At 34.9% G+C, this 15,282-nt stretch carries 8 protein-coding genes; 2 read left to right on the top strand and 6 right to left on the bottom strand.

Going from position 1 to position 15,282, the window contains the following annotated elements; translation table 11 throughout:
- Positions 1 to 13: 13 nt before the first annotated feature.
- The 6 genes from O6P34_RS08990 to O6P34_RS08965 all read right to left on the bottom strand — a co-directional run bounded on the left by O6P34_RS08990 (position 14) and on the right by O6P34_RS08965 (position 9,344).
- On the bottom strand, positions 14 to 2,167 hold the full coding sequence (locus O6P34_RS08990; protein ID WP_269684174.1) for a response regulator: 2,154 nt from the start codon (positions 2,165 to 2,167) through the stop codon (positions 14 to 16).
- A gap of 136 nt (positions 2,168 to 2,303) precedes the next feature.
- A complete protein-coding gene (locus O6P34_RS08985) occupies positions 2,304 to 3,260 on the bottom strand; it encodes an aldo/keto reductase (protein WP_269684173.1) in 957 nt (318 codons plus the stop codon).
- A 152-nt stretch (positions 3,261 to 3,412) separates the two neighbouring features.
- Positions 3,413 to 4,954, bottom strand: coding sequence for an acyl-CoA carboxylase subunit beta (locus O6P34_RS08980; RefSeq protein ID WP_269684172.1), 1,542 nt, complete (start codon positions 4,952 to 4,954; stop codon positions 3,413 to 3,415).
- Between the two features lie 56 nt (positions 4,955 to 5,010).
- Positions 5,011 to 6,450, bottom strand: a complete 1,440-nt coding sequence (gene accC / locus O6P34_RS08975; protein WP_269684171.1) for an acetyl-CoA carboxylase biotin carboxylase subunit — start codon at positions 6,448 to 6,450, stop codon at positions 5,011 to 5,013.
- 85 nt (positions 6,451 to 6,535) lie between these two features.
- Positions 6,536 to 7,021, bottom strand: coding sequence for an acyl-CoA carboxylase biotin carboxyl carrier protein subunit (locus tag O6P34_RS08970; RefSeq protein WP_269684170.1), 486 nt, complete (start codon positions 7,019 to 7,021; stop codon positions 6,536 to 6,538).
- Positions 7,022 to 7,127: 106 nt separating this feature from the next.
- Entirely contained in the window at positions 7,128 to 9,344 is a 2,217-nt protein-coding gene (locus O6P34_RS08965; RefSeq protein ID WP_269684169.1) for a B12-binding domain-containing radical SAM protein, read from the bottom strand.
- Between the two features lie 144 nt (positions 9,345 to 9,488).
- Here O6P34_RS08965 and O6P34_RS08960 point away from each other — a divergent pair, with 144 nt between their 5' ends.
- Both O6P34_RS08960 and bshC read left to right on the top strand, forming a co-directional pair.
- Positions 9,489 to 13,562: a DUF7948 domain-containing protein gene (locus O6P34_RS08960; protein WP_269684168.1), complete on the top strand. Its 4,074-nt coding sequence runs from the start codon at positions 9,489 to 9,491 to the stop codon at positions 13,560 to 13,562.
- A gap of 86 nt (positions 13,563 to 13,648) precedes the next feature.
- Positions 13,649 to 15,250, top strand: coding sequence for a bacillithiol biosynthesis cysteine-adding enzyme BshC (gene bshC, locus O6P34_RS08955; RefSeq protein ID WP_269684167.1), 1,602 nt, complete (start codon positions 13,649 to 13,651; stop codon positions 15,248 to 15,250).
- The last annotated feature ends 32 nt before the right edge of the window (positions 15,251 to 15,282 follow it).

Genomic DNA, 15,282 nt, shown 5'->3' with positions numbered 1-15,282 from the left:
ATAGGAAGGCTTTCTAAAAAAGAAAGCCTTCATTGTTTTTTTCAGTATTTGATGTGGCTGTCTCTTTTTGAGCAAATATGTCTTCTAACAATTCAAATATTTTTTCTTTATTCAAAGGCTTTGTAATATAATCCGCAAACCCGGCATTATTGATTTTTTCTTTATCCTCCGCCGAAGAAAAGGCAGTTTGAGCAATTACAGGAAGATTTGGCCTATTCTTTTTTACTTTTTTGAACGCTTTATAACCATCCAAAATTGGCATTTTAATATCCATGAAAACCAAATCTATATTGGGATTACTACTGCACATATCTACTGCTTCCTGTCCGTTTGAAGCTCTTAAAACTTTATAATTTTTTAGTTCTAAAATCTTTTTAAGCAATAAGAAATTAATGCTGTCATCTTCAGCAACCAAAATGGTTTGATTACCTGAATTTTTAGAAACATTAAACTGATAAACCGGATTAGTCTTTTTCTCTACCAAATCATATTTAAGTGGTATGTTAAATAAAAAAACAGAACCTTCTCCTGATTTAGACTCTACAGATATTGTACCACCTAACATTTCTACATAAGCCTTAGTGATTGATAATCCCAATCCTAAACCACTTGACTCCACATAAAACTCATCTTCAATTCTGCGAAATCTGTCGAATATTACTTTTAAATTATTTCCATCAATTCCCAATCCAGAATCTGCAACCCTAAATTCTAAAACGTTTTGCTTTTTATTCACCGTATATCCAAAATTCACATATCCTTTAGCTGTAAATTTTATAGCATTTGTAATTAAATTAATCAGAATCTGTTTCAATTTAATTTCGTCAGTTAGAATTTTTCCTTCTATTTTTTTAGCACTTTCCAGAATGTAAAATTCAATTTGTTTTTCTTTTGGAATTGTAACTTGTATTGAATTATATAATTCTTTTATACATTTTTCTACATCAACACCTTCATATTTAGGAAGAATTTGTTTGGCATCAATTTTTGACATTTCAATCAAATCTTCAATAATTGAAACTAAATTTGCGCCACTATTTTTTATAATCTTTAAATATTCCTGTTTGTCATTTTCACTAAGATTAGGATCATCAAGCAAATCACTAAAACCAACAATCGCGTTCATTGGCGTTCGTATCTCATGAGATAAATTTGCTAAAAATGACGATTTAAGCTTATCGCTTTCCTCTGCTTTTTTCTTAGCAATCTCTAATTGTTTCTTTTGATTATTATTTTCTTCAAAAAGATTTCCAATATATCCAAACTCTCCTCTAGTTTTTTTCAAGCTTTTTATGGCAAATTCACTTCCGGTTTCTAAAACACTTGTGATTAATTTTAAAGGATTATAAACCCATCTTTTTGTGAAATAAAGATAAAAGAGAATATTTATAACCGATGCCATAAAAACAATAAAGAGAATTTCTTTAGTGTTTCTGTAATTCAAATTAAAGGCTCTTTTGAAAACTAGTTTTGCAACACTTTTATTTTCGCTATCCTTCAAATCTAAACTTACTTTTACAAAATCATCTTCCGTTTTATATAAATAATTATCTGCCACTAAACTAATTTCAGAACTGCTTATATTTCCCAGTTTATTAAGAAAGTCTTTATCTAAAAGTCTGGCCATAAAAAAGTAGCCGGAAGGTTTTGATCTGTTTTTTTTAGGATCATTTGAAGGGTGAATTGTTGCTCCAAAAACTTCAAGAACACCATCGGATGTCTTGATGTAAAATCGGGTATATTTAGAATTATACAGATTAGCAATTACTTTTTTGGGAATAAAATCAGTCGTTTTAATCTCAGGAGAAGTCGTTTTATTTATTAACTGTTTGTCTAAATTATAAATCCCTATATAATCAACATCATAAGATTCAAATTGACTTTCAATAAATTTTTTGTACCAAATATCATCTTTTGTTTTTGTGAATTTTACTAATTCATCCCAAAACGTCACATCGATTATCGTTGCTGCATGGGTTTTTGAATTAAGATCAAACAATGATTTTACTTCACTATTATATTGATTATAAGTGGTTTTATAAAATTGTTTTTCTTCATGAATGGTATAAAGGTAAAGTGAAACATAAAGCAGGAAAAAAAACACACTTGTTGAAATAATCAACATCAATAATTTGTAATATGTTTTTAGATTAACTATTCTTTTCATGGAATTAATGAAAATTAAAAAAGGCAAATTTTATAGTGTAGTTTGTAAATCAGAACTTTGCGCAAGTTAGGGATTTTAAATTAATTTCAATAAAAAGGAGTCATATCAAGTTATATTTTGAGATGAATTCTTTTTTTTATCCCAAAATACTTTCAATTTCAGCTAATTCCTCTTGAGAGAAACCCAAGTTTTGTAAGCTGTCAATATTATTATTTAATTGTCCTACAGAACTCGCACCAATAAGTACCGAAGTAATTCTATTGTCTTTTAATAACCAAGCTAATGCCATTTGTGCCAAAGATTGATTTCGTTGTTGAGCAACGGCATTCAACTGAATGATTTTTTGGATTCTTTCCGCTGAAACTTCATCTGTTCTTAAATGCCCGTTTGGATTCGAAGCTCTGGAATTTTCTGGAATTCCTTTCAAATATTTATCCGTTAAAAGTCCTTGTGCCAAAGGCGAAAAAGCAATACAACCTACTCCTTTTTCTTCCAGAACATCTAACAAACCTGATTCTGGTTGGCGAACGAACATCGAATATTTCACTTGATGAATCAGGCAAGGTGTTCCCAATCGTTTCAGTATTTCAGTAGCTTCCCTCGTTTGTTCTGCATTATAATTAGAAATTCCGGCATACAAAGACTTTCCGCTTCGTACGGCATAATCAAGCGCCATCATGGTTTCCTCCAAAGGTGTTTCCGGATCAAAACGATGCGAATAGAAAATATCTACATATTCCAGATTCATACGTTTCAAACTCTGGTCTAAACTCGATAATAAATATTTCCGAGAACCCCAGTCACCATAAGGACCATCCCACATCGTGTAACCGGCTTTAGTTGTAATTACGATTTCATCACGCAAGTTTCCTTGAAAATTATTCTTTAATATTTTTCCAAAATTAGTTTCGGCAGAACCCGGAACCGGACCATAATTATTAGCCAAATCGAAATGCGTAATTCCTTTATCAAAAGCAGCTTTGACAATATTTTCTCCATTCTCAAAATTATCTACTGAACCGAAATTATGCCACAAACCTAAAGATATTTGCGGCAATAATAAACCGCTTTTTCCACATCTGTTGTATTTCATTTATCTATTTTTTAATCAAATTTAAGTCTTTAGTCACTTTTGAAAGATACTAAAATGTCAAATAATACTAAAAAAAAACGACTCTTTTTTTGACTTAAATATAAAACAAAAAAACACCTTTCATCAGGTGTTTTTTTGTTTTTTTTAAAATCTTACAAAGGAATATTCCCGTGTTTTCTATTTGGATTTACACTTTCTTTGTTTTCGAGCATACTAAATGCTTTTATCAATTTCCGACGAGTGTCTTGCGGAAGAATTACCTCATCAACAAAACCGCGCTGAGCTGCGTTGTACGGGTTCGCAAATAAATCGGCATATTCAGCTTCTTTTTCCAGTAATTTTGCTGCCGGATCTTTGGCTTCGACAATTTCCTTCTTAAAGATAATTTCACTGGCGCCTTTAGCTCCCATAACTGCAATTTCAGCAGTTGGCCAAGCAAAATTCATGTCGGCACCTATATGTTTTGAGTTCATCACATCATATGCTCCACCATAAGCTTTTCGGGTAATCACGGTCACTCTCGGTACGGTTGCTTCGCTCAGAGCGTATAATAATTTTGCACCGTGAACAATAATCCCATTCCATTCTTGGTCGGTTCCCGGTAAAAAACCAGGCACATCCACCAATACCAATAACGGGATATTAAACGCATCACAAAAACGAGTAAATCGAGCGGCTTTTTTCGAGCTGTTTACATCCAGACAACCTGCTAAAACCATCGGTTGATTAGCAATAATTCCAATGCTTTTTCCTCCCAATCGGGCAAAACCAACCAGAATGTTTTCGGCATAATTTTTATGAATTTCATAAAACGAATCTTCATCAATAATCCCACCGATCACACTGTGCATATCATACGGTTTATTGGGATTATCAGGAATTATATTGGCTAATTTTGTGCGTACCTCATCATTGAGTTCATAAGGCAAATCAAGTGGTTTTTCTTTATTGCTTTGTGGCAAATAACTCAACAATCGTTTCACATCTTCCAAACATTCAATATCATTTGCCGAAGTACAATGTGCCACACCCGATTTACTGGAATGGGTACTTGCGCCTCCCAATTCCTCCGAAGTTACACTTTCATTGGTTACGGTTTTTACCACATTGGGCCCTGTAACAAACATATAACTGGTGTTTTCGACCATCATCGTAAAATCGGTCATGGCTGGAGAATATACCGCACCACCGGCGCAGGGCCCCATAATTGCCGAAATTTGAGGAATCACTCCCGATGCTTGTACATTTTTATAAAAAATATCCGCATATCCGCCAAGTGAACGAACTCCTTCTTGAATACGAGCACCGCCCGAATCATTTAAACCAATCATTGGCGCTCCTACTTTTAGAGCCATATCCATCACTTTACAGATTTTTTCGGCATGTGTTTCGGATAATGAACCTCCAAAAACTGTAAAATCCTGTGCAAAAACATAGACTAATCTTCCGTGAATGGTTCCGTAACCTGTAATTACACCGTCTCCGTAATACAATTCGCTTTCCATTCCAAAATCGTAAGTTCGGTGTGTTACCAACATTCCAATTTCTTCAAAAGAACCTTCATCCATTAAATAATTAACGCGTTCTCTGGCGGTTAATTTTTTATTGGAATGCTGTTTTTCGATACGTTTTTTACCGCCACCCAAATGGGCTTCTGCAATTTTATCGTTTAATATTTTTATTTTGTCTTGCATACTTTTTTCTTTAACAACTAATTTTTAGTAACCAATGAAACAAATGGGAACATTTTTTAATTTAGTAATCGTACTATCTTTTGGTCTTCAAAATACTGATTCAAAGCCACCAAAGCAGCAATTTCAGCTTCTTTTGCGATTTGGTTTTTCAACATTTCGGCACTGTAATAATTCTTTACAAAATGCGTGTCAAATTTCCCGGAACGGAAAGCCTCATGTTCAAAAACAAATTTCCCGAAAGGCAAAGTCGTCTGAACTCCTTCTACCAGATAACCGTCAATTGCTTTAATCATCATTTGAGTCGCTTCTTCACGAGTTGCGCCATAGGTAATTAATTTGGCCAACATGGGATCGTAATAAATAGGGATGTCCATGCCTTGCTCAAAACCGTTATCAACACGAACTCCTTCGCCAACAGGTAATTGATATACGTCCAAATGTCCTACACTTGGTAAAAAATCATTCATCGGATCTTCGGCATACACACGCAATTCCATCGCATGTCCTTTTATTTTCAAATCTTCTTGTTTGATGGCTAATGCTTCTCCTCTCGCCACTCTGATTTGCAGTTCTACCAAATCGGTTCCTGTAATCAATTCCGTAACGGGATGCTCCACCTGCAAACGGGTATTCATCTCCAGAAAGTAGAAATTATTATTTTCATCCAATAAAAATTCAACCGTTCCGGCACCTAAATAATCACACGATTTGGCTACCAAAACAGCAGCTTCTCCCATTTTTTTACGCAATTCCGGCGTTAAAACCGAAGAAGGTGCTTCTTCAATCACTTTTTGATGGCGACGCTGAATGCTGCATTCTCTTTCGAATAAGTACAACACATTGCCGTGACTGTCCGCCATAACTTGAATTTCGATATGTCGTGGTGAGCCTACATATTTTTCGATAAAAACCGAACCGTCTCCAAAAGCGGAAATCGCTTCACTGATGGCACGATCCATTTGAGATTCAAAATCAGCTTCGCTTTCTACCACACGCATTCCTTTTCCGCCACCGCCTGCAGAAGCTTTAATCAGAATTGGGAAACCAATTTCCTGGGCTACTACTTTTGCTTTTTCAACATCGGTTATAGCTTCATCAAAACCGGGAACCATGGGAATATTGTATTTTTTAACGGCTTCTTTGGCTGCTAATTTACTTCCCATGATTTTTATTGCTTTGGACTTTGGACCAATAAAAATTATATTGTTTTTTTCTGCTTCTTCCGCAAATTCTGCATTTTCACTCAGGAAACCATAACCAGGATGAATCGCATCCACGTTTAAAATTTTGGCCACTTCAATGATTTTATTTCCTAATAAATAAGACTGACTTGAAGGCGCCTCTCCAATCCAAACGGCTTCGTCGGCAAATTTTACGTGAGGTGCATTCCTGTCGGCTGTTGAATAAACTGCTACGGTTTTAATCCCCATTTTCTGGGCGGTTTTCATCACCCTTATGGCAATTTCCCCTCTATTGGCAACTAATATTTTTTTCATATTTTAAATAGATAAAAGAAGTGAGACTGCTTCGCTGATAATTATCTCTAACTACTTTCTTTCTTCTTGTTTCTTTGTTTTCTCTTTACTCGAATTCAATTAACAACTGTCCTTTATCTACAGCGTCTCCCATGTTAACTGCTATAGTTTTAATCACTCCGTCGCGCGGCGAAACAAAACTGTTTTCCATTTTCATAGCGCCCAGAATAATTAGATTGTCATTTTCCTTTACCGCTTGTCCCACAACTACACTTATTTCCAGAATCAATCCCGGCATGGGCGCTTTTATGGCATTGACTTGTTTGCTCAAACCAACTTCAAATCCCATTTCTTTAATCAAAATATCTAAAGGATTTGAAATAGCGATCGTATAAGTGTTATTATTTACCTTGACCGTATAAGTTTTTTGATTGAAATCAGCAACAACTATTTCTGCTTTGTAGGGTTTATTTTCGTGTAGTATGTGAAATGTATTGGTTCCACTTTTTACTGCATCTAATTGAGAAATACTTTTCTTTTCTAAATCAAAATGAAAAGTGTCGTTTACATTTACTTTATAACCAATATCCATTTGCCTGTATTTTATGGTGGTAAAATTAGGTAAAGAAAACGTTTTCGTAAATGAAAAAAGAAAGATTTATGCTAAATTGATATAGTTATGTAAAAATAATTTCTTTTTACAATATCAGTAACCCGAATTCCCTCAATGTATTAACTGGTTTTGAGTACCAGAACAATTCAAAATCTTCTAAATGGGTTTCAAAATCGGCTTTTAGTTCTTGAAAGGTATATATTTTGCTATTAGAAACCGTAATTTTCTGGAGAATTGCCACCAACCATTCGCCTTCACTTTTATTCATTTGAACAGTGAAACTTTCTTTTTTATCATGAAAAGTCAATACCATCATTTCCCATGAATTCCCTTTTTTAGATTTGGTAAAATATTCCGTCAAAGGTTTTCCGCCCAACCAAACTATTTTGGCTGTCGCTTTGGTATTAAAATCTTCAGTTTCCTGTAAGGCATCAAAAATAAAATCGGGAGAGATTTTTGTCTTCGGAATTTTAAATTCGAACCAATCCTGCAATTCATAATCAAAACAGATTCCGTGCATGAAATTGAATAAGGATTTCTTGAGTCCAAAACTGAATTTATCATGATCAATTCCTGTAATATCGGTATAATTAATGTCATTATTGGCGAAAGCTCCAATCGTTTCGGTTTCCTTTATCACACCAAATTTTTCCGGATACATTCCCACCGGACTGTGCGCCGTCATAGCAAACTGATGCCAGAATCCCGATTGTAAAATTCCAACTTCAAACAATTGTCGCACCATTTCGAGGCTGTCAATCGTTTCTTGAACCGTTTGTGTGGGATAACCGTACATCAAATAGGCATGTACCATAACACCCGCTTCAGTAAAATTCCGAGTAACTTTCGCAACTTGTTCGACCGTTACGCCTTTATCAATCAATTTTAATAATCGGTCCGAAGCGACTTCGAGACCACCGGAAACGGCGATACAACCGGAAGCTTTTAGAAGCAGACACAAATCTTTGGTAAAGCTTTTTTCGAATCGAATGTTGGTCCACCACGTAACCGCTAATTTTCTGCGAAGAATTTCAAGAGCCAAAGCACGCATCAAAGCCGGTGGTGCGGCTTCATCTACAAAATGAAAACCATTCTGACCCGTTTGGGCAATCATTTCTTCCATTCGGTCACACAACAAACTCGCCGCAACGGGTTCATACACCTTTATATAATCTAGAGAAATATCGCAAAACGTGCATTTCCCCCAATAACAGCCGTGTGCCATAGTAAGCTTATTCCATCTTCCGTCGCTCCACATCCTGTGCATTGGATTCACAATTTCGATAACCGAAATGTATTTATCCAAAAGCAAATCCGAATAATCTGGCGTGCCGACTTGCGATTGTTTGTAATCGTGTTTTAGGGAATTGTTTTTGTAAACTACTTTTCCGTTTTCTAAAAGAAAGGTTCGTTTATATTGCTTCTCGACTGCGCTCGAAGTGACAGCATTAATAAGCTCCTCTATTGGCATTTCGCCATCATCCAAGGTAATATAATCGAAAAACTCAAAAACACGAACATCCGAAAGCGAGCGCAGTTCCGTATTGGGAAAACCGCCACCCATTGAAATTTTAATATTAGGATAATTCTTTTTCACCCATTGTGCCGAACGAAAAGCCGAATATAAATTCCCTGGAAACGGAACAGAAATCAGAAATAATTTGGGTTGAATCGTTTCTATTCTTTCTTTTAAAATCGAAAGAAGAACGGTATCAATATAGGTAGGTTCCTGTTGTAAGGCTTCATACAATTCGTCAAAAGAATTCGCACTTCGTCCCAAACGTTCTGCATAGCGGCTAAACCCAAAATTAGCATCAACACATTCCACAATAAAATCAGAGATATCTTCGAGGTATAAAGTCGCCAAATGTTTCGCCTTATCCTGCGTTCCCATAGTCCCAAAAGCCCAATCCAATTCTTCCAATTGCGCAAAACGGGACGCTTCCGGCAAGAAATCTTCCTGACAAATTTGGAGCGCCAAGGTTGGATTTTTGCCTTGAAGAAAAGCAATTACAGCATCAATAGTTTTGATGTATTCCTCCTGTAAAGCAAGAATTCTTTGGGTATTGGGAGTTAGGTTTTGGGTATTGGGTGTTGGGTGTTGGGTGTTGGTTGTTGCTAAAGCAAACATATGGGTTAACCCTTCTTTCGAAAACAATTTCAAAATCACTTCAATACCCAAATCGGCTTGAACCGACTCGATGTTTTTGGTATTCAGAAACCCCTTGATATAAGCAGTGGCCGGATACGGCGTATTCAGTTGGGTAAACGGTGGCGTGATAAGGAATAGTTTGGTTTTCAAAAGGAAATGTTTTGTGCAAAAATAAGGGATAATTATTGTTTTTTAGATAAAAAAAATGAATGCTCCTTTTTACTATTTGGAACTTTATTATTATTTTAATTTGTAGATATTTAATTACATTTACAACTTTGAAACTTAAAATAAATGAAATACAAATTACTCCTAATAATTTTATTTTTTGCATCTAATATATTTGCCCAAAATAAAAGCCAATCAATAGGCTTTAAAGAAAACAAAGGACAGATTATTGACCAGAAAGGAAAACCCAATACTGAAGTAAAATACCTATTGAACACTAATGGATTGAATGTCCAGATTAAAAGTAATGGGTTTTCTTATGACATTTATGAAACCAAAAAGCGCCCAATAAAATACACCAAAAAAGAAAAAGCGCTTTTTGCTACCTTTCCAGAAACTGACAAAGGAAAAGTTCCTGATTATAAATTAGAGTACATTTATCACAGAATAGACATCGATTTTGTGAATTCTAATCCCAGAGTAGAACTTATTACAGAAGAGAAATCAAAGGATTATAACAATTATTACAATGTACCCAATAAACCCGATGGCGTTTTGATGGTCCATCAATACAAGCAAATTACCTATAAAAATATTTATCCCAATATTGATGTTGTTTTCACCATTCCAAAAGACAGTCTAAAAGCTGTTGAATACAATTTTGTGGTTCATCCTTATGGAAAAATATCGGATATCCAATTGAAATTTAACGGTGCGAAAACCGAGTTGGTTAACAATAAAATCCGAATGCAGGTTCGCTTTGGCGCAATGGAAGAAACCTTGCCAATGAGTTGGACAGAAAACGGAAAGGACAAAAAGGAGATTACTGTTGATTACACCAAAATCAAAAAAGACGTTTATGGTTTTAGAAGTAATGAAAACGTTTCTAATAAAACGGTGATAATTGATCCTGTGCCTATAAGACTTTGGGGTACTTATTACGGAGGAGAAGGTATGGAATTTACCTCTGATATTACGACCAATAGCAATAATGATGTTTTTATATCTGGTGCAACTTGGAGCACAACAAATATTGCCACAACTGGAACAAACTCATCAAATTTAATAGGTACTACTAATTTGTTCTTTGCTAAACTCGACACCAATGGAAATCACATTTGGGGAACTTATTTTTATACAGATATGGGCCTTTGGAACTCACATACAGCTATAATAAAAACAGATTCTAACAGCAATCTTTATTTCGCAGCGGAAGAGCAATATAGTACAAATATGGCTACTCCTGGAGCTTTTCAGGCAGTTAAAAATGATTATATTGATGTTATTCTTGTAAAATTAAACAATGTAGGCATTCGAGAATGGGCTACATATTATGGAGGGAATGGTAATGAAGAGGCACATTCAATATCTATTGATAATTCTGACAATGTTTACATTGCCGGAGAAACTAATAGTACAGATGTGATGTCTTCATCAGGTGCACATCAAGTCAATAATGCAAACAATAATAACAGTACCGATGGTTTTATTGCAAAATTTGATTCTTCTGGAAATAGACTCTGGGGAACTTTTTATGGTGGGTTAGGCGCAGAAAGATTTTACAATATTTCAATTTCAAACGACGGTTTTTTATATACTACTGGAATACAAAGCAGTAATGCTAATATTGCGACTCCAGGTGCCTACCAAGAAATTAATAATGATAATCATTATGGAGGTATGATTGTAAAATTTACTCTCGATGGGCAACGTGTTTGGGGAACATATATTTGTGATAATAGTTTCATTTTTAGAGCAAAACTTCAAGGAGATAATTTGTTTTTAATGGGTAAAACTACAAACAAAACAACAATTGCTACTCCGAACACCTTTTATGAAAGTTTTCAAACCGTAGATACTAGTTGGAATGGTTCGCATCTATCATCTGAAGAAAATAGCTATATCGTTTCATTTAATGTTAAAACACAAACAAAGAATTGGGGAACTTATTTCATAGAAGAAATGGGAAGTATTGACGTAAATAACATTGGGGAAACCTATTTTTCTGGGCAAACAAGCCTTTATGATGGTATTGCAACTCCTGATGGCTATATGCCAAATAAAATCAATTTATATAAAGTATATTTCATAAAGTTAAACAATTTAGGGCAAAGAGTATGGGGAACTTATTATGGAGGAAATAGAACAGAACAATTGTCTACAATTCATCTTGACAATCAACAAAATATTTATTTGTATTGTATTACCAATGGAAGTACATCAGGTATTGCTACTCCCGGGGCATATCAAACTACAATTGGAGATAATCAGGATAATTTTCTTGTGAAATTTAAAGACTGCTCATCAACAGCCAAAGCATCCAGCAATTCCCCAATCTGCATAGGAAATACGCTAGAACTAAAAGCATCAGGTGGTACCAATTATGCTTGGACTGGACCGAACAACTTTACTTCAACTGAACAAAATCCAATAATACCCAATGCAATCGCATCAAATAGTGGTCAATACAGTTGTAAAATAACAGGAACTATAGGCGGATGCGATGGTATTTTAGATTTTATTGTTGTCATCGAAGATAAACTACCTCCAATTCCAGATTTAACAACACTTCCCATATTAACCGGCGATTGCAACTCAATAGTCACTACAATCCCAACTGCAACAGATGTTTGTGCTGGAGTAATTATAGCAACAACTGCAAATCAACTTTCTTATAGTTTACCAGGATCTTATACTATCAATTGGAACTATGACGATGGAAATGGAAACATAGCTACTCAAAACCAAACAGTTATCATCAACAGTCAACCATTACCAACTACAACTTCTCCCCAAAACTTCTGCATCCAACAAAATGCAAATTTAAGTTCAATCACGATCACTGGTCAAAATATAAAATGGTATGATGCTTTGACTGATGGAAATTTATTAACAACTGTAACTCCATTACAAAACGGAATCACTTATTACGCTTCGCAAACTATTAGCAGCTGTGAAAGCGAAAGAATTCCTGTCTTAGTAAACATCCAAAATACGACAACTCCAACAGGAAATTCAAATCAAACTTTTTGTACCAGCCAAAATCCTACTTTAAATACTATTGTAACTACTGGAACAAATATAAAGTGGTATGATAATTCAACTTCAGGAAACATTTTACCCCTTTCAACTCCTTTGTTAAACGGACAAACTTATTATGCTACACAAACACTAAATGGTTGTGAAAGTACAACCAGATTATCCATAACTGTTGCACTTATTTCTACTTTACCTGCAAATAATTATGCTGAATTATTATGTGATGATTTGAATGATGGAACTGAAACCGTGGATTTGAGCAGTTATAATTCTAACCTCATTTCAAATACAACTGATTATAGTTTCACTTATTTCAATTCCTTTTCCGGTGCAGAAAATGAAACGGCAACCAATAAAATAACTAATTTCTTAAGTCACAAATTAGTTACAGGAGAAAATAAAATCTTTGTTCGCATCAATTCAAATACGTCTTGTTATGCTGTTACCGAAATAAAATTGACTCTTTTATCTAAACCAGTTATTAATATTCAGGATATTGTACCAATATGTGAAAACAATAGTATTAGGATTGATGCCGGTGATGGATTTGACAGCTATTTGTGGTCCAATGGAGCAACAACACAATCCATAACAGTAGAAAATCCAGGAGAATTTTCAGTAACAGTAACTGATACTTACAATACCCTTTCGTGTTCGAGTACCAAAAACTTCTTGGTGAAAAAATCAAATAAAGCTATAATTAGTACCATCGAAACCAAAGATTGGACGGATAACGAGAATGTGATAACCGTTTTAGCTACCGGAGACGGAGATTATGAATATTCAATTGATGGCGTAAACTATCAAACCAGCAATCAATTTACAGGAATAATCAGCGGAAAATATAATGTTCTCGTTAGAGACAAAAACGGCTGTGGAACGGCAACCAATGAAGTTTATTTATTAATGTTTCCAAGATTCTTCACCCCAAACGGCGATGGATATAATGATACTTGGAAAATCAATTTTTCGGATAAAGAAGTATATTTAACAGCAAAAATATTCGATCGATTTGGTAAAATAATTAAAATTTTAAATTCCAATGCAGATAGTTGGGATGGAACTTATGACGGAATGAAACTTTTCGCCACTGATTATTGGTTTGTTGTAACCAGAGCTGACGGAAAAGAGTATAGAGGCCATTTCAGCTTAAAGCGATAAGTACTATTTTCCTAAACATATCTTAAACCAAAAAAACATACCTTTACTTTTTCTTATTTTAGCATCAAATTTAGAAACTCAAAACTATGCCTACCGACTGTATCAGCTATCAAAATTCCGGATATTTTTCTGCTTTGATGAATGATTATTTAGATCAAAAACCGGATTTAGACACTTTATACAATCATTTTCCCACCCTGGAGAACTTTGAAAAGCAAATCGCCGAGAAGCAGCTCAATTTCAATGCCGATGGCGATGGTAAAAGACAAACACTTGTTGCAGCATTAGAAAAACAATATTCAAATCTGGAAACTTCCGCTTTGACCCATCAAAACATTGCCGCTCTTGCTGCTGCAAATACTTTTACGGTAACAACAGGACATCAACTCAATTTGTTCAGCGGGCCTTTGTATTTTCTGTACAAAATCATTTCGACCATTAATTTGACCACCGAATTGAAAAAGAAATATCCTGCGTCAAATTTTGTTCCCGTTTACTGGATGGCAACAGAAGACCATGATTTTGAAGAAATAAATTATTTTAATTTTAAAGGCAAAAAATTCAGATGGAACAAAGAAAGTTCGGGACCTGTAGGCCGCCTTTCGACCGAAGGATTAGATGATTTTTTAGCCATTTTTGCATTAGAAATAGGAGCTGGAACGAATGCAAACGCCATCAAAAAACTATTTGAAGATTCGTATCTGCAACACGATACCTTGGCCGATGCCACACGCTATTTAGCCAATAGCCTTTTTGGAGCCTACGGATTAGTGATCCTCGATGCCGATAATGCCGATTTAAAACGAACTTTTATTCCTTATATAAAAGAGGAATTACTACACCAATCCTCGTATAAAGCAGTAATGAAAACCGCCGAAAAACTAAAAGACTACACCATTCAGGTGAATCCGCGGGAAATCAATTTGTTTTATATTGAAGATACTATTCGGGAGCGCATCATTCTTGAAAACGGAATCTATAAAGTAAACCACACAAAAATTACGTTTACCACCACCGAAATTTTAGCCCTGCTGGAAAATCATCCGGAGAAATTTAGCCCCAATGTCATCATGCGTCCGTTGTATCAGGAAGTGATTTTGCCTAATTTATGCTACATTGGCGGAGGCGGAGAAATTGCATATTGGCTAGAACTAAAATCTTTTTTTGAAAAAGTAAACGTTACTTTTCCGATACTTTTACTTCGAAATTCAGCGCTTTTGGCTACCGAAAAACAAGCCAAAAAAGCAGACAAACTCCACTTAAGCTGGAACGATTTATTTGCCAAACAAACGGATTTGGTCAACCGTAAAACCAAAGAATTATCCGAATTTCCAATAGATTTAATTCATTTGAAAGAGCAATTGCGTAAACAATTTGAATCCTTACATGCCATTTCCAATCAAACAGACAAATCCTTTGCAGGAGCGGTAAAAGCACAAGAAACCAAACAAATAAAAGGATTAGAAAATCTTGAAAAACGATTGCTGAAAGCCCAAAAAAGAAAATTAAACGATGTTTTAGAACGCATAACCGACTTGCAAAACGAGTTGTTTCCCAATACAAGTTTACAGGAACGTCAAGCTAATTTTTCGGAGTTTTATATCGAAAACGGTCCCGCTTTGATTCCTGAACTCATCAAGCAATTACACCCTTTAGAAAGTAATTTCAAAATTATCACCTTGCCATAAGCAAGGCTATTTTATAGGATATACCTATAAAA

It is taken from the genome of Flavobacterium lacustre, from assembly GCF_027474525.2.
GTDB lineage: Bacteria > Bacteroidota > Bacteroidia > Flavobacteriales > Flavobacteriaceae > Flavobacterium > Flavobacterium lacustre.
Note: the sequence above shows the minus strand (reverse complement) of the source record. Positions and strands in the feature narration are given on the sequence as shown.

Bases quoted from the DNA above. Each gene is read 5' to 3' on its own strand.
- O6P34_RS08990 (WP_269684174.1), bottom strand. From the start codon at position 2,167: ATGAAAAGAATAGTTAATCTAAAAACATATTACAAATTATTGATGTTG.
- O6P34_RS08985 (WP_269684173.1), bottom strand. From the start codon at position 3,260: ATGAAATACAACAGATGTGGAAAAAGCGGTTTATTATTGCCGCAAATA.
- O6P34_RS08980 (WP_269684172.1), bottom strand. From the start codon at position 4,954: ATGCAAGACAAAATAAAAATATTAAACGATAAAATTGCAGAAGCCCAT.
- accC (WP_269684171.1), bottom strand. From the start codon at position 6,450: ATGAAAAAAATATTAGTTGCCAATAGAGGGGAAATTGCCATAAGGGTG.
- O6P34_RS08970 (WP_269684170.1), bottom strand. From the start codon at position 7,021: ATGGATATTGGTTATAAAGTAAATGTAAACGACACTTTTCATTTTGAT.
- O6P34_RS08960 (WP_269684168.1), top strand. From the start codon at position 9,489: ATGAAATACAAATTACTCCTAATAATTTTATTTTTTGCATCTAATATA.
- bshC (WP_269684167.1), top strand. From the start codon at position 13,649: ATGCCTACCGACTGTATCAGCTATCAAAATTCCGGATATTTTTCTGCT.